Here is a 23,166-nt window from a genome sequence, read left to right on the forward strand (position 1 = left end):
CGGACGGGCGCCGTCAGGCCTCATGCTTCACTCGGAGGACCTGGCAACGGGTGAATCTCCTCCCTGATCTTCCTGTCGCTCTTCATACACCAGTTTTTGCACAACCGGCGCATCAACCATGCGGTTGATGCTATCGATGAGCTGCTGGACTTTGAGTCTCGGGGTGCGCTCAGCCCAGGCCGTTTTCAGGCTTTCGAAGATCATGTTCCGCACTTCGGGCAGGCGGGCTTCCAATCGGTCCTTCAGGGAAGGGTTAACGGACAAGAACACATGGATCAGCACGAATTTCCGCTTTTGGGAGACGCGAGTGGGGATCACGAAAGGCTCGAGCTCGAGGGGACCTTCTTCCCAAAGGCGGATACTCGCGGTATAGGTATGCGCGGTGGGAGCCTCCACGGTTTGCTTCGGAAATAATTTATGGTAAGCCACGTATCCGCCCCCGACGGATGCAAGCAACGCAACGCCCGCAACCGCCATGAAAAGGATGGTTCTCTTCGGCCGTTCTGTTTTGGCTCCATCAGCATCAAACTCGGACGGTCCGGCGCCGTCGGCTGACGGCGCTCCGCTTCCGGACTCGTCAGGCCGGGTCCGTGCGGACTCGTCAAGGGACATCTTGTCCAGTTCGATCCGATCCAATTCGGCCGCTTTTTCATGTGAACGAGCGCTCGATTCGTCGTAAACCACATCCCAATTGAACTCGTCGTCGAACAGAACCTGCTCTTCGATGCCCTCGCCTCGCTTGAATGCTTTGAGAGTCTTCGGTTTCTTTGTCTCCTCCATCCAGTTACTCCCGGACTTCCGATCGGAGGCGATGCGTTGGAACTCGTCCTCCAATCGGAGATCGCATTTTCAGTCGCGCAAAAGCTGATGAATACACACCGGTCCATTCATAATGACACGTACTCCAAGGAGCTAATTGACCACCCAAATGGTGCAGTTCTTGGCGTAGTGAATGATTTTGTTGGATATACTGCCAAACAGAAACTCCTCCGACTTGCTGATGCCGCGGCGTCCCAGCACCAACGTACCATAGTCTTCTTGCGCGCGGTGGTCAAGTATGCATTGGGCCATGTTAGAACACTCTTTGACGTAGGTCTGAATGCGAATCGCAGACGGATCAAAGCCGTAGTCAAGAAGAGTGCGGCGGGCCTTTTCCAGGCACTCGTCCACCTTCTTCTGTTTCTTGTTGATAAAGTCTTCCCGATCCCTGTCGTCCTTGAAGAAATCTTCCGAAGGCTCGTCCACGATGCTGAGTATGGTAATGCGATAACCGGGAGCGCCGAGCAAAAAGCGGCCAAGGTAATGGACCGCGCGCTCGGCGTTCTCCGACTCGTCTATGCACAGCAGGATCTTTCTGGCAACGTCCATAATCCAAGGGGCTCCCTTTTACAGTTTGTACATTGTGTCTCGGAACGTTCTAATATCCTCAACCAACTCCGTCACAGAATCGTAGAATACCTCGGCTCCCACGGCGAAATGCATCAGGACGTTATTTAAAGAATCCGGAATGTAGGGAAACACTTTGGCCAGATTCATCACCCTGTTTGCCCAGACGATATTCATGTCACTCTCCGTCAGGCTATCCAACACGTCGGCACGTTTACTCCGAAGATCCTGAACGGTGACGTCTCCTTTACCGACCACGTAGGAGAGTACGTTTCCGAGTCCGTACAGATCGAACCCTATGGGATTCGTCTCGGTCTGATAGGCATAGTCGAAATCGATCCAAACGAATCGTCCCGTAAGCCGATCGACTAGAATATGGTCCCGTCGAATATCACCATGTAGCTCTCGGCAATCATGCAGGAATCCAATGGCTTCGTAGGCTTCAAAAAGCCGGTCGAGTATCTCGGGCAGGCGCGTGTAGAAATAGGTTTCGTGGTCTTCTTTCAATCGGGAGATCAGAGAGGACAGAGGGCCTCCCTCTACGAGGTCCAATACCCTCAATACGTTCCCTTTTTCATCGCTTACAGCGTACCCTTGCATGAAGTGCGGATGACCTTTTACGGCCCGGAGTATTCGTCCCTCTTTCTTTGGACTCCTAAAAAACCAGAATTTGACCTCCCCTATCCTTCCCTCGAATCGCTCAAAAAAAGCGAGTTTCAGTATCTTCTTTCGTCCCGTCTTTAGATCCACGGCCCGTTTGACCCAGAACTTCGGCTCGTCGTCCAATCCGAATCGGCCTTCCCGGGCGTGGCCTCGAATCAGAAGCAGATCTTCTCCCACTGAAACCACGTCGTTATAATCCACCTTGAAATAGTCGCTTGTATCCGTAACAACACGCAGTTTCCCCGGTGGAACGATTTCATCCGCGTACTTCCGGATCTGCTCCAGAATGTATTCGGAGGTTTGAATTTCCAAACACGCCGCTACCTGCTCCACCATCGATCTTATGCCTCCGTCCCTCCATGAACGGCCGATCCTTCGAATCGCGCCGGCATTCCAGGCCGACCACAGAATAAAGCCATAAAGGGGAACTTTCAAGGGCCAGACCGATGATCCCATGTTCGTCATTCGTTGACAAGGAAGATCCGCTTTGCTATGCGAAAATGGGGATGCCGTCACGGGAACGGTGAGGGGGTCCATCTTCTCGCGGCGAATCGTTTCAGAACAACCTTGCGACTGAGGTATTCACATGCCTATATACGAATATCAATGCCAGGAGTGCAAATGGGAGTTTTCGGTCCTGGTTCTGCGTATGGAAGAGGAAGGTAACCTAACCTGCACAAATTGCGGCGGAAAGCGCTTGAAAAAGCTCATTTCGAGAGTGACTTTTCACGTATCCGAGTCCGATCGGCTCGCGCAATATGATCCCCGGGCTTCCAAGTCCGACACGTTTTATAAGGATTCGCGAAACATCGGTCTCCATGCGAAAAAACGAGCGCAGGAGATGGGTGTGGATCTGGGACCCTCGTTCGAGAACAAGCTCGAGAAATTACGAACGGATCCGGGGAGCGTGCTCAAAGACAGCGAGTAGCTAGATCATCGATGGAGGGACGTTCCTATACGAACCACGAAGAAAAAAACCCCCGCTATGCCGCCTTCCAAAGCCATAAGCGGGGGAAAAGGAGATTGGGGAAGGCATAAGGCCATTACTCCCCTTTTTCTAGTATGGTAAGCAATCCTCAGCAGGAAATCAAGACCTTCTGAGGCCGCCGGAATTTCTGCTGTGGGGTGGAAGCTCCGGGAAATCCTCTGTCGGGTCCGCGTCGAATCGGCTCGATGTCCTCACCAGCCCAATGTCAGATAGTCATGGATCGAGTCGGAGGCAATGCGACCGGCCCCCATAGCCAGGATTACGGTAGCCTGCCCCGTAACGATATCGCCTCCGGCCCATACGCCTTTACGGCTTGTCTTTCCGGTCTTCGGATCGGCCAGGATGTATCCCCCTTTGTTTGTCTTCAACCCTTTCGTACTCTGGGTCAGAAGCGGATTGGCTCCCGCCCCGACGGAAATTACGGCCAGATCGCAATCCAACTGGAATTTGGAACCCTCGATCGGCACGGGTCTCCGGCGTCCCGATTCGTCCGGCTCTCCAAGCCCCATTTTGAGGCATTCCACTCCGATAACCCGACCACGCTCGTCACCGACGAAACGAGCCGGAGCGGTGAGCAGGTGAAACTCGATTCCCTCTTCCTCCGCATGATGGATTTCCGCAATTCTGGCGGGCATTTCTTCCCTCGAACGGCGGTAGACGATCCTCACCCGATCCGCACCCAATCGCATCGCGGTGCGCGCGGAGTCCATGGCCACGTTTCCCGCCCCAAACACCACCACGTCTTTCCCCAGAGCTATGGGCGTGTCGTAATCCGGAAACAGGTAGGCTTTCATCAGGTTGGAACGGGTGAGGTACTCGTTGGCGGAATAGATGCCGATAAGGTTCTCCCCCGGGACGTTCATGAATTTCGGCAAGCCCGCTCCAACGCCGACGTAAACAGCGTCATACCCGTCTTCAAAAAGCTCTTCCACGCTAATGGAACGTCCCACTACCTGGTTGCATTCCACTTTCCCGCCCAAGCGCTCCAGGAAATTGACTTCGGAATATACGATCTCTTTGGGAAGTCGAAACTCCGGAATACCATACACGAGCACGCCGCCGGGCTTGTGGAAGGCTTCGAACACCGTGACCGAATGCCCCTTTCGTATGAGGTCTCCCGCGACGGTAAGTCCCGAAGGACCGGATCCAACCACTGCGACTCGCTTTCCCGTGGGAGGGGCAATTGGAGGCAGCTCGCCCGTACCATAGGACCTCTCATAGTCGGCGGCGAATCGTTCCAGGTTTCCAATGGCGACGGGTTCCCCTTTCTTTCCTAAAATACATTCGCCCTCGCACTGGCTCTCTTGAGGGCACACTCGCCCACAAACCGCGGGAAGCGCATTTTGCTCCCAGATATGCCGAATCGCTCTGGTGAAGTTTCCCTCTTGAACGAGTTTAATAAATCCGGGTATGTCAATGTGCACTGGGCAGCCCATTATGCACTGTGGCTTTTTGCACTGGAGGCATCGTTTTGCCTCCTCCATAGCCATTTCGGGCCGGTAACCCATTGGTACTTCCTCAAAATTTCGTGCCCGTACCTTCGGCTCCTGTTCCGGCATGAGTACTCGGCTGGTCTTATCTTCGTCTTTTTTCGCCATCTATATTCCTCCTGAAGGCTGAGCAGGAGCATCACAACGGTCGCCTGTTCGAACCTCTTCGAATTGGTAAAAAGCGCAGCGGCATCCTATCCTACTTTGCACTCGCAGCGGTATTTTTCCATGGCCCGCTTCTCGTCTTCCCGATATGCAGCCAGTCGCTGCATCAGCTCGCTGAAATCCACTTTGTGTCCGTCAAATTCCGGGCCGTCCACACAGGCGAACTTCGTCTGGTGATCAACGGTAACTCGGCAGCAGCCGCACATTCCCGTGCCGTCTACCATGATGGGGTTTAAACTCACCAATGTCGGTACGCCGAATTGCGCCGTCATGTTGCAGATCACCTTCATCATGATTACCGGACCGATGGCTACCACCAGCTTAATATCATCTTTTTGCAGGATCTCGCGGAGCACGTCGGAAACAAAACCGGGATGTCCGTAACTGCCGTCATCCGTACATACTCTGAGATCGTTGGAAGCGATTCTCATTTTATCCTCGAGGATCAGCAGGTCTTTGTTACGGGCGCCGATAATGGCGGTCACGTGGTTTCCGACCTCCTTCAGACCTCGAGTAATAGGATGGAGCACGGCCACGCCGGTTCCGCCTCCCACACAAACCACGTTCCCGATCTTTTCGAGATGGGTAGCTTTTCCTAAAGGACCGATCACATCCTGAAACCGTTCCCCGATACCCATCTGCTTAAACATAGCCGTGGATTTGCCCACGACCTGATAGTAAATGGTAATGGTTCCGTGTTTCGGATCCGTGTCAGCCATGGTCAGCGGAATCCGTTCTCCGGTCTCGTTCGCTTTAATAATCACGAACTGGCCCGGCTTTGCTTTTGCGGCAATTCGAGGGGCCGCAATTTCGTTCATCACTACGGTCCCCTCGGCCAATTCCTGTCGTCGTAAAATCTCAAACATCTTTGACCTCCAAGTCTCTGTCGACCTCCGGCTCATTTCCCGTTGCAGGATTGATTACGGGGGGAAAAACGGCTCCCGTTCGGATCCAACACAATCAACAATGTGGCCCCGGAGCCGTTCTTGCTCTTTTTTTCACGAACACGCTCGGACAAAACGACCTCTTCATCGAGTCATCGAGGCTGGGTTCGATTGAATAACGCGATAGTGAATCCTGCGCGAAAGGCCGTGACTGCAGATTTTTAAGATACGAAGCATAGATGTTCATGTCCATCATGTCAATACCCGCGCCGCTTCTTTTTACCCGGAACGTGTTTATACGCGCTTCTGGTAGATCCTCCCTTTCCTCTTTTTCATCTTCGTCATCGAAGCTCAACCAGGAACTCCTGTAATCGCGGTTTGGCCGACCGGATCACCCTATTCCGAAATTGCAGCCGTCCCAAAGCCCTGGCGCGCTCAGTAAAAGAGGTGACAAAAAGCCAATGCCCCCAATATGCCTGCCGCGTCCGCAAGAAGGGCCGCGGATAACGCATGCCGCGTCCGGGTGATGCTCACGGATCCGAAATAAACCGCCAGGACATAGAACGTAGTCTCCGTGCTTCCTTGCATCGTCGACACCAAGAATGCGCTGAAGCTGTCGGGAGCCTGACTTACCACCTCGCTCATGATGCCGAACGCTCCGCTCCCGGACAAGGGGCGCATGAGCGCCATGGGCAAAGCCTCCGCCGGCATGCCGATCAGAGAAATGCCGGGGGTGAGTATTCGCACCATGATGTCGAAAGCGCCGGAAGCACGAAACATGGCAATGGCCACGAGGATCATCACGAGAAAAGGAATGATGCGAACAGCCACCTGGAATCCTTCTTTGGCGCCTTCGGTGGCCGCTTCATAGACTCCCACCCCACGCAGATACCCGAACACCACCAAAGCGCCCATGATGGCAGGTAACAGCCAGAAGGAAATCACTTCCTTTCCAGCTTCCAACATGGAATCCGCTTGCACGAACCGGAGCAGAAGGCCCGCCAGGAACGCCGCCACGAATCCCCAACACATCCACCGTCCCACCGGCCCGGGTCGGGAATGCTCCGCGGCTTCCTCGTCCGAGGAGTGCGCCGACGAATTGGCCTCCGCGGGGGGTGACGACGATGGCCCAGCCGCATCTGAGACGCCGGACTCGACGTACAAGGAGTCCGGATCCGGATCCTTCGAGGTCTTAGCCAGAAACCGGGCCGCTAAAATGGCGACAGCCGTGGAACAAAGGGTGGCAAGCAGGGTCGGTACGAGGATGGACGCGGGTTCTGCGCTCCCCGCGGATGCGCGTACTGCTATCACCCCCAGAGGAAGTAGCGTCACGTTGGAGGTGTTGATGGCCAGGAACATGCACATGGCGTCGGTGGCGCGCCCTTTCACGGGATTCAGACGATCCAGTTCCATCATGGCTTTCAGCCCCATGGGCGTGGCTGCATTTCCCAACCCGAGCGCATTCGCGCTGATGTTCATCACCATGGCGCTCATGGCGGGATGCTCGGGAGGAATCCGGGGAAACAAATGGACCATAGCGGGACGAATGGCCCTTGCCACCAGCAGCATGAGGCCTCCCTTTTCGGCGATCTTCATCAGGCCCAGCCACAGGGCCATGGCTCCCACGAGCCCGATAGCCAAGGTTACGGCGCCTTTGGCCGATTCAAAGGAGGCGTCCACAACTTCCCGCATCTTGCCCGTGTAGGCGGCCACCATGATGGATACCAGAACGAGGAAGAACCAGACGCCGTTCATCACCGCGGGTCGTTTTTTCATTGTCCCTGCTCTATCTCCCTGGCGGAAAATCCGGCGGAGCCATGGGCGGCCGATGGCCTCGAGAGATGTCCGAAAAGCCCACTCGAACCAAACGTTAGCCCGACGACTTCTCCCCGAAGCGGCTCGAATGTCCCGAAGGTTCTCACCTGTATCCCCCTCATGAATTTAACCCAAAAATGGATTAATAATGCATTTGCAAGGAACGGGTCACGCCAAAAGTGCAACCCCGGCGCAGGCCGTCCGATCGAAATGCATCGAACTCACCCGAACGTTTTTCGAAACCGGATGAATTGTGTCTTGACCCTTGTCGCCGCGAGCAAGTAGAATTTGAGCGAGATTACCGCAACCTATCAGCCTTTTCACGGGAGAATGCGATGGCCGTTAAAGTTATTATTGACCGGGAATTGAAACAGGAAGGAAAAGAAGTTGCTCTGGAACTTATTCGCAAATTGCGGGCAAAGGCCATGGAACATCGGGGGTATATTTCCGGAGAAACGCTGGTTTCCAATCGTAACCCCAATCATGTGATTGTGGTCAGCACATGGAACAACATCGGAAACTGGCTGGATTGGACGGACAATAAGGCTCGAAACGCCTTGGAAGAGGAATTGAACGCTTACTTGTCACGGCCGACTCGGTACGAAGAGTTCTCGGTGGGAGAACTTTAGGCGGCCCGTCCGGCTTTCGGCGGACTCTTTTATAGGATCGATTCCCTCGGCCTTCCGCCCGTAAACCGGCTCATAGGCGCAACAGCGTTTCTCGTGAGCGACGTGGCGGAGGTCGGAGGACCCGAGCTTTTCTGACATCGCCTTCAAACACAAACACGCAATGGGTTGGATGCGGGAACAGCAGCCGTTATCGAATAGCATCGATTTACCCGACAGGCCCAGCCTGAGACTTCGCGCTCATTTCCTTAATATAGAACAATCCTGCATTTCCAACACAACAACCTTGCGTCTCCAACGCATAGGTAGAGCGCTATTCTTTTCAAACTTAAATTCGTAAAGGAGGTTGGTTATGTACAAACTGTTCCTCTTGATTGCGGCAACGGCTTTGCTATTCCCCTACCCGTTATGGGCGCAGCTACCGGATGCCCCGGCAAACGTCACGCCCGTTCGCATCGAACGGTTCGGAGATGTAGCGGATCTGTTCGTGTGGACCCAGGACGGCAAAATGTATGTGCGTTATGAAATCGTCACCGGCGACGATTATTTTGCATGTCCCAGCTCGTTTAATGTGATCCAGAGCGATACGACGGGAGGGTTCGACGGAGGATCAAACCGAATCTACAGAGAGGAAGGCGGGGAAAGCGTATGCGAATCCATCACGGCCGATGAAACGTTCCTGGTTATACCATCCGCCGGAGACGAGGTGGACCTTTCGCAGCCGGTGGAAGTATATTTTAATGCTGAAAAGGTAGTACTCATCCATGTATTTCCCGGGGGAGCGTCCATCATTCCCACGAACGGCATCTGGCAGAGCAGCGATCCCCCGCTCAGCATCTACATTCAGAAATACCAGGCCGCGTCCGCCATTGCAGTCGCCACCCAGGACGGTGTCAACCTGGTGGCCTTTCTGGATTCGAATATTGCCGATGGTTTCAGCCAGGCCAACGACGTGGGAAATCAGGGATTCGGTATAAATATCAATTTTCAGGACAGCACCCACGGCACGGTTACGGTGGATCTGCCTTCAGGCGCCGTGACCGCCGACATCGCGCTGACCTTTCCCGATCTGAGATGACAGAAAACGGTGGGACGTTGCACTCCCACCGTTTCGTTTCTTTTCAGCCCCTGCGAAGAAGGCGCTCACAAGGAAACCACCGGGTTCGGCAGAAAGAAAGCCGCAGACTCAGGCATACAGGTCGAGATCTCCACTTCTCGCTGTTCGATCAGGGGCGGCTCCCTGAGACTGTCGCTCCCCTGCCTGCGTCTCCGAAATCCCTTCGATATCTCCTGGTTCGCGCCCGAGACCGGATTTCCGTTCCTCCAGTTTCAGTACAGCGCCTCCTGTCTGGCCCGGGCTTCGACTTGGCTCGCCTTGGCCGCCACAGCACGGTCCTGCGAGGAAGGGTCAGCAGGCGCCGGAGCCGCCCTTCGATTCGCCGCTTTCTTCCTGGTTTGGCGTCTCCTCGACGGCTGCCAGCCAATCCCTCAGGCATACTCGGAAAATGGCTTCGGCGCGCTTCGCGTCCAGCCGATACTTCTCCGGAATAAACGACAGATCCGCTACATGGATATTGTCCCGCTTGTGCAGAAACGGGCAGTCTTCCAGATATTGTGGGGCGAGCCTCGTGAGGTGGGCGTACGAGCGGTTCAGGACGGGCTTGCATGCCTTGATCTTGAGTCCTCCGTCACTGTAGTTGTTGGCCAGAAGCGTCATTCCGGAAAACCCAGGGCCCGGATGAAATCCTGGTTTGGACACGTCGTCGGAACAGAGAAAAAAATAGGGTGCTTGCAGCACCAGAGAAGCCGGTTCGGAGGCTCGCTGCTTGCAGGCGCCGGCGATACCGGGAAGGATCGAGGACAAATGTTGGCCGGCCGGATCGAAATCCCAGAGTCGGCCCTGTTCCTCGAACTCGGGAAACCGCTTTCGGACGGTCTCTTTGGCGTCCGGTCCTACGAGAAAGACATACCCGCTTTCCTCCCACAGCGAAGTCCCGAATCCTTCCAGATCGAGCTCGCGTATGTCTTTGAGCAAGAGCACTCGAATGCAGCGCTCGGGCCTCATGCGGGCTCTTGCCAATGGCGCGGTCACGGAATCGGCGTAAGGCCTGAAGCACGACTCCAGAGCCGCCAATTCCTCTTCCCGGATGAAAGCCACATCCGCAGCCTGTAGTATATGATCCACAGCTACCACTTGCAGCACGTGCCGTTCGCGGTCGAAGCGTTCGTGGTCTCGTTTCCATTGGTCGTAGGAAAGGACTTGAAGTTCTTCCCTCAGGGCGTCCGACAGTTTTTCGATGCTTCCTTCGCCCACCAGATTCTCTTTGGGAATCAACATGGTCTTGCATCCCGCATCGTAGGCGGTCTCGAGCTTGAGATCCAACCCGCCAACCAGATTCACCCTTCCTTGGATATCGATTTCGCCCGTCATGGCCACGTCCCTGCGAATGCGGCGTCCGGAGAGGACGGAAGCCAGGGCCAGGGCAATGGCAATGCCCGCCGAGGGTCCGTCTTTTGGGGTCGACGCGCCCATGAAGTGGATATGAACGGGAGCTTCGGCCTTCTTCAGATCGATCTCGAGTTCTCGAGCCCAGTGGAGAATGGCCGTGCTCGCCACTTTCCGGCTTTCATCCATGATCTTCTCGATGTTTCCCGTTGCATGGACCATGCTCAGGTATCCGCTGCGTCCCTCTCCTTCCCGGCCCCGGGGAATCACCGTGGTCTGGATGGGGATAAGGGAACCCAGTCCCAACTCGACATTCACCCCGAGGCCCATGGCCTCTCCCACCCGGTCTTCATCGTTGATCACTCTGAACGGTCTGGGCGGTTCGAGGTATTTCTTGATGACCATTCGTGTGATTTTCACCGAAGAGCGCTCATGCGCAAGGATTTCTTTACGTCCGATGCGGAGGAACAGAGTGCGGATAATACGCTCGAGTTCGCGAACGCCCGCTTCATGCGTGTACGTTCGCACCAGATAGCGGAGCAACCCCGGCTCCTTTTCAGGATCGAAAAAGATCTGCTGGCTCGTAAAGCCATACCGCTCCCGGACCCTTCGGGTGAGGTGCTCGCGGGCTATGGCTACTTTTTCCTCTACGCTGTAGCGATCGAGCTGCACAACCTCGCACCGGTTGATTACCGGCGGAGGAACGGTCTCGAGGGTGTTGGCCGTGAGGATAAAGTGGCAGTTGGAAAGGTCGACATCCACGGTGCTCTGCGTAAATTTATCGTGGAACAGGTGGTTCTGTTCAGGGTCCAGAATTTCGAGAAGAGTCGCAATGGCGAATTTCTCAGTTTTGTCCGCCTCGTCCATGATGAATATGCCGTTCATGATGCCCATCTTGATCAAGCCCTGGACAATGGCTCCCGGCTTCGAGCCTTCATACGTAAAGCCGTATCCACGAAGATCCGCCTCGTCCCGCATCCCTCCCAGGGACATCTTGTGATATGGAATACCCAGATTTTTGGCGATTGAAATGGCCAAAGAGGTCTTGCCTACTCCCGGAGGACCAACGAACAAAAAAGCGCTCCCCGTCTTGCCTGCAAGGGCGGAATCTCCGCCATGGTTTTGCTGGTAACGCCAGATCAGGTTTGAAAAGAAGTCGCAGATAATCTCTTTCGGTTTTTGCAGACCGTAGTGCGAACGATCGAGCCCCTTTTCGAAGTCTTCAGCGGAAACTCCGATTTTCTGGATCTTTCCCCACGGGATGGCCAAAAGCGTTTCGATCAATTCGCTGTACTTGGGTCCGCTATGACCTACGGCATGCAATTTGTTCTTCTCCATCAACTCCCTGGCCTGAAGAGGAATGGAAGGATCGTTTCGCGCTTCTTCGATACGTTCTTTCAGCGACTTCTTAGGTGGTGCGGAAGGCGTCAGATCCGCCAGAGGCTGAGCTTCTCTCACGTAAGGAAAATGTGATATTCTTGCTTCGTCTTCCGAGAAATGTTTCAAGCCTTCCTTGAAAATTTCGAGGGCTTCCCGTGGGTCCTTGCCTTCGAGGCTTGTTTCCGGAATTTCGAGTTCACGAAAAAGATAAACCAGTCCCCACCGGTCTTTGAAGATATCGAACACCCCCTTCGCCTCGGTTTCATCGCCGTCGAACAGGCGCACAAAGAGCCAGAGCAGCTTCTCGAGAAAATCCGTACGCCTCCGCAGGGAAAAGCCGGCCTCCCCTCCTTTCTGATAACACACGCTCAGGACCCGTATTTTGAGGTCTGCATCCAGGGAGGGAAAAGCGTTCAGAAGGACCTCTTCCGGCACATCACCCAATGTGTCCGCAAGCCGGGCCAGGATACCGGAAATCGGCTCGTCGTACGGCTGGTCCTTCTCGGCCAGGTCCAGGAGACCGAGGATGGGGCCGCCCAAAATACCGTTCATTTCGTCCGCGAGCGCGTTCCGGAGACTCCGATAGTAAGTCGGATCGTGATCGCGTTGCTCGATGGCGAACTCAACGTCCGACCGGATGACTTCCCGTTCGGATTCCAGCGGATACAACAGGTGTTCGAGCTGGTGCCGCAAGGCGAATTCGGCGAAAGCCAGCATTTTGCGCTCTTCCGCGCCGCCTTCGCCCAGGCTGGTGTCCGGGTCGCTGGGAATCACGAAGGCCAGATAGTCAAAGATCCGTTCGTGAAAGTATATGATGCGTTCTTCTTTCCTCTCAGAAAAAAGGGTCACCGCACGGATTCGACTGTCTTCGTCCTCGAGCCGCTCCACCCGGAGATGTTCGTTCACCCGGGCGATGAGGGTGGCTTCGGTTCCACGGTTCGTTTTAAAGTATGGGATCACCCGGCGCCCGATAATAGCCCGGATGATCTGGAGCACGCGACGCATATCGTCTTTGGTGGGAAGGGGAAGGCTCTCGAGAACTTTGTGATCGAACTCCATGGGAAACATGTGCGTACCTTTTCTGTTCGCATGCTCAATTCTGGTAAGTCGGGATGAAAACAAATTATAAGTCGAAAATGCAATTGCATTCCACCGCTATTTGCCCGAAAGTATACGGTGAGATTACCTGAAAGTGGTCGGCAATACTCGCTATGGAAGTTCCGATCCACCATGCCGCTGGAGTGAAACGTTTTCTTGAGACCCTCGTGCACGGCCTCGATGCCTGGGGACTGCACGCGCCTATGGGTTTTTTGGACCAATGCTTGAAGTACTATGCCTTGATTGAGGAATGGAATCGTGTGTTTCGCCTGGTGGGACACCGGAATCCCGAAGATGTGGCTGTGAACCTGTTCCTGGATTCTCTGGCGCCGGCTCCATACATTCCGGAAGGCGCCCAGCTTCTGGACGTGGGCTCGGGAGCGGGTTTCCCGGGGCTGGTCTTGAGGCTTTTCCGGCCCGATCTACAGGTGACACTGGTGGACGCCACCCGAAAAAAGGTGAATTTTCTCAAACAGGTACGTCTCGAACTCGGCCTTTCCGGCTTACAAGCGCTCCAGTGCCGCCTGGGAAAAGAGGCGTGCGGACAACTCCGGGCCCGGACGTACGATGCCGCTATATCCAAAGCGCTGGGTTCCATGAACCTGCTGGTGAATCTGGCCGGGCCCTACCTTAAGCCCGGAGGGTCTTTCATCGTGATGAAAGGGCCCGGAGGTCTGGACGAGCCGACGGATTCACTACCCGGAGCCGTCATCACCGTGCCCTATGCTTTGCCCGAAGGCGGCGGCAAGAGGACCCTGGCGATGCTCTCCCCCTAGCGGCCGGAGAGCGTGCACGGTTTTTCCCGGGGCTCGCACCGCAAAACACTCAGTCAGACCGGGGGAAATCCTTCGAATACACCTCCTTCCCTCGATACACCGCCTCTCATCCCGCCCATTGATCTCTTCATCCCACGTCCCCAAATTTCTCCGATATCCTGGACTCCAACTAATAAACCACAAAATTAACCCGTATAGCCTAATTATAGAACTGTACTGAGATATGATTCCGAAATATTCATGATTACTAAACGATCCTGGACGCTCCTTAATATTTTATCTTGGTGCAACTTTTTTTATTGACAGGAAAATTTCATTTTGCTATATAGTTTAGCATGCGTCCATACTAAATGCATGTTTAGACAGCCACCCTTCAAACAAGCGTGACTACTGCCGCTGTCCGAAGGCGTAATTCAAGTGGTCAACCTCTTTCGACCTGCTCCATGGGATCTCATGCCGATCCCTATTTATGAAATGAGGCTTTAACATATTTCCTGGTATCCTCTTCCTCATCCTAAATTGGTGGTCTTAAAGCAGACCTGGACAATATAGCGAATTTCTCCGCAATCTTAGCCGATTGGTCGTTTTCGGCCATATTTCATACAACGAACGCAGTTCAAAAAAATCGAATAACCTTATCCTATTGACGCGCGGAACCTTTTGGAGCCTCGGTACTAATGCCCATACCAGGATCTGATGACAAAGGCAACGGCGTATTCATATACAGGCCAAAGAGGTCGCTTGGAATCGCTCGTGGAGCGCCTGCTTTTCCGACCCGGCGCCTCGACGTGGATGCGAAACTGGAGGTGATAGAACACCGCAACCAGATAGATGAAGCAAAACGTTGGTATGTTGGGAACCGGTTCATTCTGCAGGATTAATCCTTCAAGGCTCTAGAGCTAGATCAAGATGGAAGGCGCGCCTTTCGGTGGTCATTGGTGCGGCCTGTCACCGGTGTCGGCTTGGAATGCCGGGCGGACACAGACGCTGGGCGTCGCCTGCTCAGGTCAATAGAATAGCTTTGACTAAACAAGGAGATCTATCGCAATGAACCTGCACAGACCCAATGCGAACGAGGCTTTGCAGACCAAGAATCGTTCACGAGACGTAGCACCCCAGTCCGGCATTTGCAGCCGATGCATCGACGGCTGCAAAGGAAACTGCGACCTTTTTAACGCCACCTTCAGGAGCCGGGAACTGCTCTACCCCGGTCCCTTCGGCGAACTAACGGCCGGCACGGACAAAGACTATCCCGTCGATTACTCGCACTTGAACATCATGGGATATGCCTTCGGCGCGGAAGGCATTCAGGCTGACCCGGACCATGCCACCTTTCCGGCTGTAAGCACCGAAACTTCGTTCGGCCGCTCGGAAAAGGTGAAAATGAAGATACCGATGTTCACCGGAGCGCTGGGCAGCACGGAAATTGCCCGGAAGAACTGGGAACATTTCGCCATTGGCGCCGCCATCACGGGCGTCAGCTTGGTCTGCGGCGAGAACGTGTGCGGAATCGATCCCCAATTGGAGCGCGGGTCCAACGGTAAGGTGGCAAAGTCGCCTGAAATGGACCGGAGATTGGAGCTATACCGCCGCTATCATGAGGGGTATGGCGACATTCTGGTCCAATTGAACGTGGAGGACGCAAGACTCGGCGTGGCGGAATACGTGCTAAGCAAACTCGGCGTCGAGACTATCGAACTCAAGTGGGGACAAGGCGCAAAAAGCATTGGAGGCGAGATCAAGGTCAATTCCCTTGATCGGGCCCTCGAGTTGAAAGGCCGCGGATATATCGTTACGCCCGACCCGGAAGAGAGGGCGGTCCAGGATGGGTTCCGCGACGGCGCCATAAAAGAATTCGAACGCCATTCCCGACTGGGCTTTGCGGATCAGGAAAATTTCATGAAAACGGTTCAGCGCTTTCGGGAACTGGGGGCCAAACGAGTCACGCTCAAGACCGGTGCTTATCCCATGCGCGAGCTGGCCATGGCGATTCGCTGGTCTTCGGACGCGAAAATCGACCTTTTGACCATTGACGGCGCGGCGGGAGGAACAGGTATGAGTCCGTGGCGCATGATGTCCGAGTGGGGAGTGCCTTCCATTTACCTGCATTCCATGGCGTATGAACTCTGCTCTCGTCTGGAGAGAAACGGCGACCGGGCGCCGGATATCGCCTTTGCGGGCGGCTTCTCCTCCGAAGACCACATTTTCAAGGCCATTGCTTTAGGCGCTCCCTACTGCAAGGCGGTGTGCATGGGTAGAGCGCTGATGATCCCGGGCATGGTGGGAAAGAACATTGGAAAATGGCTTTCGGGCGAAGACGGCGGCCTTCCCTCCACGGTGCTCAAATACGGATCCACCAAAGAACAGATTTTTGTTTGCTATGAGGAGCTTAAAGAGAAATACGGAAAGGAATTGGACAACATCCCTCTGGGAGCCATTGGCATTTACAGCGCCGGCGAAAAGCTACGTGTCGGCCTGCAGCAGCTCATGGCGGGGGCTCGGAAATGGCGTGTTGACCTGATTACTCGGAAGGAGCTGTTCAGTCTGACCGAAGAAGCGGCGAAAGTGACCGGGATTCCGTTCGTTATGGATGCTTACAGGCAGGAAGCCCTGGATATCATTGACGGCAAGTAATGCCTCCCGCTGAACGGCCGATGGGCGGCGAGCCTGACGCTAGGTAATCATTCACGTCCCTGATGTGCACCGGGCCGGAAGCAATCGGATTTCCAGGTAAACCCAACGAGGAGACAGGAAATGAGACACTACGCGATACTGAGCAAACTCACCCAAGAAGGAAGGAAAACGGTCAAGGATCTCCCCGAGACCATCGAGCAAATCGACAAAGCACTGGAAGCGTCGGGAGAAGTAAAAATCCTCATGCAATTCGCTCTACTGGGGCCGTACGACTTCCTCACCATCATACAGGCCGAGGATAACAAGGTCATTTTGAGAACCGCCATGGAGATTGAATCCGGAGGGATCATGGACACCATGACGGTGCCGGCCATACCGGTCGAGGACTATGTGGCCGAATTCAAGAAGCAAAGTAAGAACGATTAGCCCAGCGCCGGCGTGTTTCAGCAGATCGGCGCATGCTGGACCGGATCGGGTTACCGGTGGGGCTCCTGCTTTAGAGTCTGGGGGCTCCTCCGGAACCTCCCGCCGTGAACCCGAGGAGGCCCGCGCCATCGTCGCCGGCAGACCTGCGTGACGCCCGCCATAAGAGACTGGGTGCGGGCAGGCCCGATGGGAAAAACAAGCCCTACCCTGTCGTTTCGAAGAAGACCTCACGCCTGATTCGCCATTCTTCCTTTCCCGATACGAACCGGTAAAGCATTCATGCTGCAGAACCCCTTTTAGGCTTTTTTCTCAGCCCGTCGATATGGTATGCAGAACCAACGTGCTCGGCGCTCCGATGTTCTTGGCCGGCATCTCTGCGAAGAAGCCCGGCCGGCGTTGGGGGATAGTTTTTCCAATTTCCAATGCCAAGGCTTCTTGATCCGGCGGATTAGACCTGCACTCCGGCGGCAACGAAGAATCGAGGAAAGCTAAGCGGAAGGGCTTTTAACGTGCATGTCGGTTCAATGAGGGAGAAACCGGTCGGCCCTCAAATTTGTCCATGCCGATCAACGAAGCACGACCCGCACATGCAGAGAACAGTGGGCAGGTTTCTATTATTGCATCCAGGGCTCAAATGACGTTTCGAGTTCGCAGATGGTTTCTAACCAAGCGCAATTGCTTTTGATATAGAGCCCAAGTATAATACAAGAAACGCACAAGCAGTGGTTAGGAGGGACTATGAGAAAGAGGTATGCGCTCCAATGCCCGAAGTGTAAAAAGACCGGTCTTCTGCGTCTGACTTCCTCGACAGGCGGAAGGTTATCCGTAAGATGCTCCAACTGCAGGGCAATTCTCCGGTGTCTGATCGATCGACGTCCTCACCCTCGTAGATCACCCATCCCGGCGATAAGGATCGCTACCACTTCAGCCGAGCCAGTGGAGTTCACGGGCGAACTCACCGATATTTCGGAAACCGGATGTCGGGTAAGGGCGAAAGGCCTACTTCCTCAACAAGGACAGAAACTCAATCTGGAAATCAGGCTCCCCGCGGAATTTACCGAGCTGAACGTCCTTGGAAGCGTTGTATGGATTCGTAAGTCAGCGGATAACGTTTGTGAATTCGGAGTCCATTTTTCCGATTTGGTCGCCGGCATGAGGGAGGCGATTGCAGGTTCGTCCATTTTCGTTTCGGCTCAGGATTCCGCCAGGTCCGAGAGTAATGCTGAACGTTCGTCACCCACCGGCTCCTCCCGACATCCTATATTGCCGGCAGGCGTGGAGCCTTTCCCGGATATCGAGCTGGCAGGAAAGATACTGAACGCTCATAGATACAAGACGGGAACCAGGGCATGGCGCTTTACCCGTTCTCCGCTCGTTCAAAGAGAATCCGCGGGCATTCTGAACGCCAATCGTTATGCTTGGAGATCCTTCAAAAATAACCTGCTCAACGCCGACCGGTATTCATGGCGGAATCCGGGCTCCGGGATCATCAACGGCCGCAAGTACTCCTGGAGAGATACGGATTGACCCGAGGGCGGCTGCCGCGACGGCGGGAAGCCGGTACAATCGTCCTTGATTTCGACCGGGATGAAAGACTTCGCCGACCGCGCGAATGCAACTTTGGAATGCCTGAGTTATTGGACGGCGAGGAAGACCTGAAATCGTGGGGCCCGGGTTAGTAGCTGAAAACGGTTCCGAAACCGGAATACGGAGTTGCGGAACGCTGAAGACCACACCTCGGACCCCACGGAACTCCTACCCCTTGGAGGTCAAGTAGCCTCTTCTGCTGGAAGAATTAACCGTATGACGGCTTCCCACCTTCGGCGTGTGATCGCACGTTCTCTTCATAACAGTTGGCCAATCTTTGTCCTACCACGCCGGCCAGCCGCTTCATGATGCGATATGCCTCCCGGGGATGCTTGTCAAACACGTGCTCCAGACGTGTCGTATCGATTCTGATGGCTTTGGTTTCCTCGTAGCACTCCGCCGTCACCGTATAGCGTTTGGGTTCAACAAGTGATGACCATCCAAACACTCTTCCCGGTTTCTCCAGGGTGAAATTCAGAGAACCGCCATTTCTAATGAAAAGACTGACACACCCCTCAACCAGGATGTACAGATTCTCGGCGATGTCTCCCCGCTTGAAAAGAATTTGATCCTTTCGATAAGATTCTTCCCGGCAAATCGAGGATACCTCGTTCATGAATTCCGGGCTCAGATCTTTGAAAAGCTCTATTTCTTCCATAAGCATTGTTCATCACCTCCTTCTTTTCATGTCTGCGACGAAGCTCTCGACCTCCAGTTCTTATTATACTCCCGATACGCAAGCGAGACCAGACTTTCCGCCGGCGCCGACCCTGGGTTAAGCACGATCCGGCGGACCTTATTCGAGATTCCTCAATTAAGTTGACCCGTTCCTTTTACAGAGATAGATTGGGCATACATAAGTGCACCGATTGCACCCATGGTTGCACGGATTCTTCAAGTGGTTTGCAGTCCCTCGGCATGCTCGGATTGCGGCAGCCTATCGTTACAACCCGATAATGGCGACGTTGTGAGGTATGCGCACCATCGCAATGGGGGCCCTTATTCACTCCGGCCGGTGAGGGAGGTCGCCTTACAGGATTAAAGTGCTTCCAAATTGGTCGTGTTTATGCCACATTAGGAGGCCGGGCTTTTCTGCGCCCCCGACGCATTTTTCTAACGATTGTGAGATATTAAGCTGAATCATGGGTTCCCGGCGTGCTAGCGGAGACCTGATGTAGTTTCATTAATCGGAACGAATCCCAGGACGCGTTTCGACCATATCCGATTGAGGAGTTGGAGCCCGTGAACTTAGAACCCACAATGAAACAAGCCGTAATTCGACGTACGGCCCGGAAATATGCCGAGGAAAGGCTAGCCGGACCGGCGGCGGAAATGGATGTGACCGGAGAATTTCCACAGGATGTGGCCCGAGAGATGGCCGGATTGAGCTACTTCGGCCTCGAGATTCCTTCGGAATACGGCGGCGCGGGTTTGGATCCTGTGAGTTCCGCCATCGTTATTGAAGAGGTCTCGAGGGTTAGCGGTGCAATGGGGCTTTGCCTGGCGGTTCATAACGGTGTTTCGGCCTTCCCTCTCTTTCGGTTCGGAAACGAGGAACAAAAGCGGGAGTTCCTGATACCGATGGCCAAGGGAGAAAAGATCGGAACCTTCTGCCTCACGGAGCCCAACGCCGGTTCCGACGCATCCTCTCTCGAAACGGTAGCCGTCCGTGACGGGAACGACTTCATTTTGAACGGAAACAAAACCTTCGTAACGAACGGAGGCGTTTCGGGCACCAATCTGATATTTTGCGTGGACAATCCTGGTGAAGAAAAGAAACGGTTTTCAGTCTTCATTGTGGAATCGGAACGGGATGGTCTGGAAAAGGGACCATCGGAAGATCTGATGGGCATGCGGGGAAATCCGGTATGTCCCATAGCCTTAAACAATTGCCGTGTTCCGATGGAGCGACGACTCGGAAAAGAAGGTGAAGGCCTGAGAATCGCTTTAATTACACTCTGCGGCGGCAGACTGGGAATCGCCGCCCAGTCTTTGGGTATCGCCCAGGCATGTCTGGACGCATCGCTCAAGTATGCTAAGGAACGCCACCAGTTCGGCCAGGCCATATCCGGCTTCGGCGCCATCCAGGCCTTTTTGGCTGATATGGCGACGCGAATCGAAGCCTCGCGCCTGTTGCTCTATCGCGCAGCGGAATTGAAGGGTCGAGGAGTCGAATATACGAAGGAATCCGCCATGGCGAAATTGTACGCAAGCGAAACGGCCGTCGAGGCGGCCCGACGCGGCGTCCAGATCCACGGCGGATATGGGTTTACTAAAGCGTATCCCATCGAGCGCTATTATCGCGACGCTAAGGTCTGCGAAATCTATGAGGGAACGTCCGAAGTGCAGCGATTGGTTATTGCCCGGAGTGTACTCAAGTAGTCGCGCGAAGGATGTTGAAAACCGAACTTGTCGGCAACATGGACGGAACACAGGCGTATGAACATAGCAGTATGCATCAAACAGGTCCCGGACGTACCGAGCATTCGGATCGATAAACAGCGAATGACCATCATTCGGGAAGGCGTAGAGAGCATCATTAACCCGCTGGATTGTGTAGCTCTGGAAGCGGCGGTGGACCTACGGGACAAGGAAGGTGGCTCTGTAACCGTGTTGAGCATGGGGCCGCCACAAAGTGAAGAAGCTTTACGGGAAGCTTTGGCGGCCGGCGCGGATCGGGCGATTTTGCTCACCGACCCGAATTTTGCCGGGGCGGACACGCTGGCCACGTCTCACGTTCTGGCCCGAGCCATATCCAAGCTGGAGCCGTTTCCGGACCTCGTGCTGTGCGGTTCACAGACCATCGACAGCGACACCGGCCACGTGGCGTCTCAAATAGCGCAGGAACTGGACCTGCCGCAGGTTTGCGGCGTCAACGAGGTCCATGTGGAGAAAGATTTTCTTGTGGTAAAGCGAGTCAGTGACCGATTCCTGGATACCATACGGGTCAGCATGCCCGCGGTGCTTGCCGTCTCCCGTGAACTCTGCGTGCCGAGTCACATCCCTTTTGCACATCTTGAAAGAGCCTTTTCCGAGCGAGATGTCATCCGTTGGGGAATGGACGACCTTGACCTTAAACCGGAAGAAGTGGGCTTTAAAGGATCCGCCACCTGGGTCGCCAGACTTCATACGCCTCCCGCCAAGAGAAAGGGGGAGATCCTAAGCGGCTCACCTCAAATCCTGGCAGGATACTTAGTCAAAAAACTCGAGGCAATGGGCATTATCGATGAAGAAGACAAGAAACCGTAATTCCGCCCGGGGAGTTTGGATTTTCGGCGATTACCGGAACTACTTTCAGGACCGGGTCACCCTTCAACTTATTTCAAAGGGAAAAGAGCTGGCCCAGAAGCTCGAGACCGAGGTTACCGTGATAGTCCTGGGCGATGGTATCCATCAATATGCCATGGAATACGTAGCGCATGGCGCCGATATAATTATCGCGGTGAACGATTCCCGGTTGAAAGAGTACCAGGTCGAGACGTACGCGGCCGTGGTCGCGGAAATCGTGGAAGGCTACAAACCCGAGATTTTGCTTGGAGGCGCCACTTCCTTTGGCAGGGAGCTGTTTCCGAGGTTGGCCAAGAGGCTGAACACGGGACTGAGCGCCGACTGCGTGGCTTTGGAAATCGATCCGGAATCCGGTCTGTTGATTCAAACCACTCCGGCTTTCGGAGGCGAGATGCTGGCCGACGTGGTGACGCCCAACCACCGGCCCCAGATGGCTACGGTGCATCCCGGAATCTTCAAAGAGCGTCCCCACGATTCCGGCATCGTAGGCCGTGTCTTGTATCCTGAAATCGACATCCGCCCTGACGAACGTGTTCAACTGATTCGGAGCCGACCCCATCGAACCGGAAAAACGAATCTGGAAGGCGCGGACATCGTGGTTGCCGGGGGAAGAGGCATGGGCCCAAAGGAAGCATTCGAGATGCTTTATGAACTGGCGGAGCTTCTGGGGGGCGAAGTGGGAGCCACGCGTCCCGCCATCCGAGCCGGCTGGGCGGACGAAGAGCGGCTCCTGGGACAGACGGGAAAAACCGTGAAGCCCAAGCTGCTGATTTCTTTAGGCACTTCCGGAGCATTGCAGTACACAGCCGGAATTCAGGGCGCGGAAACCATCATTGCCGTGAATCGGGATCCCAATGCCCCCATATTCAAAATGGCGGATTTGGCCCTGGAGGGAGATGCACGATCCATCATTGCCGCGCTGCTGGAAGAACTTCGTAAACGAGTTTGAACCTCCGATGGAACGAACACCATGAAAAGCACTGAAAGCTTGATCAGCGCCCACCACAACTACCTTGTGAACAACGTGCTTACGCCCGGCTTCATTCTGGGCAATCCGAGTTCCGGGGATGCGTTCTACCTGTTGGCGGATGTCGTGTTGCCGGGAGAGAGCACGCCTCGTTTTTCCGCCCGTCTCTTCGATGACCAGGGGCGGTTCCTCGTCGAACTCGATTGGAATCGGATTCGCGGAAACTCCGGACGCTGTTCGTACCAATCGCTTCCCGGAGGGTTCCGGATTGTTTGCGATTCGGGAGACCCCTTGCTGTCCGTACGAACCGAGAGTTTTCCGAACGGGTATCTCACCCATATCCAAGGCAAGCTCTTCGACGAGAACGCAAAGATGCGAATGGAGACCTCGTTTGCGGGAGTCAGGGTATATGGAGAAGCGCAGCTAACCATCCAGGCCCCTTATCAGCTCAAATAGCACCTATTGCCGAAACGTACGGCGCCGCATTTGCCTTTGCCCCGGCACCGGCGGGAGAAAATCGGAGGAAAACGAAGGGGCCTCTTCCGAG

The 23,166-nt window shown here is 54.8% G+C and carries 20 protein-coding genes; 11 read left to right on the forward strand and 9 right to left on the reverse strand.

The genetic code is table 11. The features are described 5' to 3' along the window. Nucleotides 1-27: 27 nt before the first annotated feature. From HY788_01570 to HY788_01580, 3 genes are all read right to left on the reverse strand, one after another. The gene (locus HY788_01570) at nt 28-780 is read right to left on the reverse strand and encodes a hypothetical protein (GenBank protein MBI4772864.1); all 753 of its coding nucleotides are present in this window, start codon (nt 778-780) and stop codon (nt 28-30) included. Nucleotides 781-912: 132 nt separating this feature from the next. Next, on the reverse strand, nt 913-1,368 hold the full coding sequence (locus tag HY788_01575) for a universal stress protein (protein ID MBI4772865.1): 456 nt from the start codon (nt 1,366-1,368) through the stop codon (nt 913-915). 18 nt (nt 1,369-1,386) lie between these two features. Continuing rightward, a complete protein-coding gene (locus HY788_01580; GenBank protein ID MBI4772866.1) occupies nt 1,387-2,385 on the reverse strand; it encodes a hypothetical protein in 999 nt (332 codons plus the stop codon). A 250-nt stretch (nt 2,386-2,635) separates the two neighbouring features. Here HY788_01580 and HY788_01585 point away from each other — a divergent pair, with 250 nt between their 5' ends. Further along, nucleotides 2,636-2,977: a zinc ribbon domain-containing protein gene (locus HY788_01585; protein MBI4772867.1), complete on the forward strand. Its 342-nt coding sequence runs from the start codon at nt 2,636-2,638 to the stop codon at nt 2,975-2,977. Nucleotides 2,978-3,228: 251 nt separating this feature from the next. On the opposite strand, the gene gltA is transcribed toward HY788_01585, so the two are convergent. From gltA to HY788_01605, 4 genes are all read right to left on the reverse strand, one after another. Next, on the reverse strand, nt 3,229-4,635 hold the full coding sequence (gltA, locus tag HY788_01590) for an NADPH-dependent glutamate synthase (GenBank protein MBI4772868.1): 1,407 nt from the start codon (nt 4,633-4,635) through the stop codon (nt 3,229-3,231). Nucleotides 4,636-4,721: 86 nt separating this feature from the next. Further along, nucleotides 4,722-5,558 carry a sulfide/dihydroorotate dehydrogenase-like FAD/NAD-binding protein gene (locus tag HY788_01595; protein ID MBI4772869.1) on the reverse strand — a complete coding sequence of 279 codons (837 nt, stop codon included), beginning with the start codon at nt 5,556-5,558 and terminating at the stop codon, nt 4,722-4,724. A 94-nt stretch (nt 5,559-5,652) separates the two neighbouring features. Next, the gene (locus tag HY788_01600; GenBank protein MBI4772870.1) at nt 5,653-5,931 is read right to left on the reverse strand and encodes a hypothetical protein; all 279 of its coding nucleotides are present in this window, start codon (nt 5,929-5,931) and stop codon (nt 5,653-5,655) included. Nucleotides 5,932-6,011: 80 nt separating this feature from the next. Further along, nucleotides 6,012-7,352 (reverse strand): spore maturation protein, encoded by a 1,341-nt coding sequence (locus tag HY788_01605; GenBank protein MBI4772871.1) that lies wholly within the window; start codon nt 7,350-7,352, stop codon nt 6,012-6,014. A 374-nt stretch (nt 7,353-7,726) separates the two neighbouring features. On the opposite strand from HY788_01605, the gene HY788_01610 reads away from it, so the two are divergent. Then, nucleotides 7,727-8,020 (forward strand): antibiotic biosynthesis monooxygenase, encoded by a 294-nt coding sequence (locus HY788_01610; protein ID MBI4772872.1) that lies wholly within the window; start codon nt 7,727-7,729, stop codon nt 8,018-8,020. A gap of 349 nt (nt 8,021-8,369) precedes the next feature. Further along, nucleotides 8,370-9,095: a hypothetical protein gene (locus HY788_01615; protein ID MBI4772873.1), complete on the forward strand. Its 726-nt coding sequence runs from the start codon at nt 8,370-8,372 to the stop codon at nt 9,093-9,095. Between the two features lie 330 nt (nt 9,096-9,425). Here the strand turns inward: HY788_01615 and HY788_01620 are convergent, their stop codons facing one another. Further along, the gene (locus tag HY788_01620; protein MBI4772874.1) at nt 9,426-12,911 is read right to left on the reverse strand and encodes an AAA family ATPase; all 3,486 of its coding nucleotides are present in this window, start codon (nt 12,909-12,911) and stop codon (nt 9,426-9,428) included. 143 nt (nt 12,912-13,054) lie between these two features. On the opposite strand from HY788_01620, the gene rsmG reads away from it, so the two are divergent. The 4 genes from rsmG (at nt 13,055) to HY788_01640 (ending at nt 18,304) form a co-directional block, all read left to right on the forward strand. Next, a complete protein-coding gene (gene rsmG / locus HY788_01625) occupies nt 13,055-13,717 on the forward strand; it encodes a 16S rRNA (guanine(527)-N(7))-methyltransferase RsmG (protein ID MBI4772875.1) in 663 nt (220 codons plus the stop codon). A 1,047-nt stretch (nt 13,718-14,764) separates the two neighbouring features. Further along, nucleotides 14,765-16,351, forward strand: a complete 1,587-nt coding sequence (locus tag HY788_01630) for an FMN-binding glutamate synthase family protein (GenBank protein MBI4772876.1) — start codon at nt 14,765-14,767, stop codon at nt 16,349-16,351. Nucleotides 16,352-16,471: 120 nt separating this feature from the next. Continuing rightward, on the forward strand, nt 16,472-16,777 hold the full coding sequence (locus HY788_01635) for a GYD domain-containing protein (protein MBI4772877.1): 306 nt from the start codon (nt 16,472-16,474) through the stop codon (nt 16,775-16,777). Nucleotides 16,778-17,515: 738 nt separating this feature from the next. Next, nucleotides 17,516-18,304 (forward strand): PilZ domain-containing protein, encoded by a 789-nt coding sequence (locus HY788_01640; protein ID MBI4772878.1) that lies wholly within the window; start codon nt 17,516-17,518, stop codon nt 18,302-18,304. A gap of 268 nt (nt 18,305-18,572) precedes the next feature. Here the strand turns inward: HY788_01640 and HY788_01645 are convergent, their stop codons facing one another. After that, nucleotides 18,573-19,028: a cyclic nucleotide-binding domain-containing protein gene (locus HY788_01645; protein MBI4772879.1), complete on the reverse strand. Its 456-nt coding sequence runs from the start codon at nt 19,026-19,028 to the stop codon at nt 18,573-18,575. 596 nt (nt 19,029-19,624) lie between these two features. Between HY788_01645 and HY788_01650 the strand changes: the two genes are divergently transcribed. Genes HY788_01650 through HY788_01665 form a run of 4 tightly spaced genes read left to right on the forward strand, consistent with a single transcriptional unit; the run spans nt 19,625 to nt 23,075 of the window. After that, complete coding sequence (locus tag HY788_01650) at nt 19,625-20,746, forward strand: acyl-CoA dehydrogenase family protein (GenBank protein MBI4772880.1); 1,122 nt, start codon at nt 19,625-19,627, stop codon at nt 20,744-20,746. A gap of 57 nt (nt 20,747-20,803) precedes the next feature. Then, complete coding sequence (locus HY788_01655) at nt 20,804-21,613, forward strand: electron transfer flavoprotein subunit beta/FixA family protein (GenBank protein ID MBI4772881.1); 810 nt, start codon at nt 20,804-20,806, stop codon at nt 21,611-21,613. Next, nucleotides 21,591-22,601: an electron transfer flavoprotein subunit alpha/FixB family protein gene (locus HY788_01660; GenBank protein ID MBI4772882.1), complete on the forward strand. Its 1,011-nt coding sequence runs from the start codon at nt 21,591-21,593 to the stop codon at nt 22,599-22,601. Before HY788_01655 ends, HY788_01660 begins: the two co-directional genes overlap by 23 nt. Nucleotides 22,602-22,622: 21 nt before the next feature. Continuing rightward, a complete protein-coding gene (locus HY788_01665; protein ID MBI4772883.1) occupies nt 22,623-23,075 on the forward strand; it encodes a hypothetical protein in 453 nt (150 codons plus the stop codon). The last annotated feature ends 91 nt before the right edge of the window (nt 23,076-23,166 follow it).

Source organism: Deltaproteobacteria bacterium (assembly GCA_016208165.1).
In the GTDB taxonomy this organism is placed as follows: domain Bacteria; phylum Desulfobacterota; class Desulfarculia; order JACQYL01; family JACQYL01; genus JACQYL01.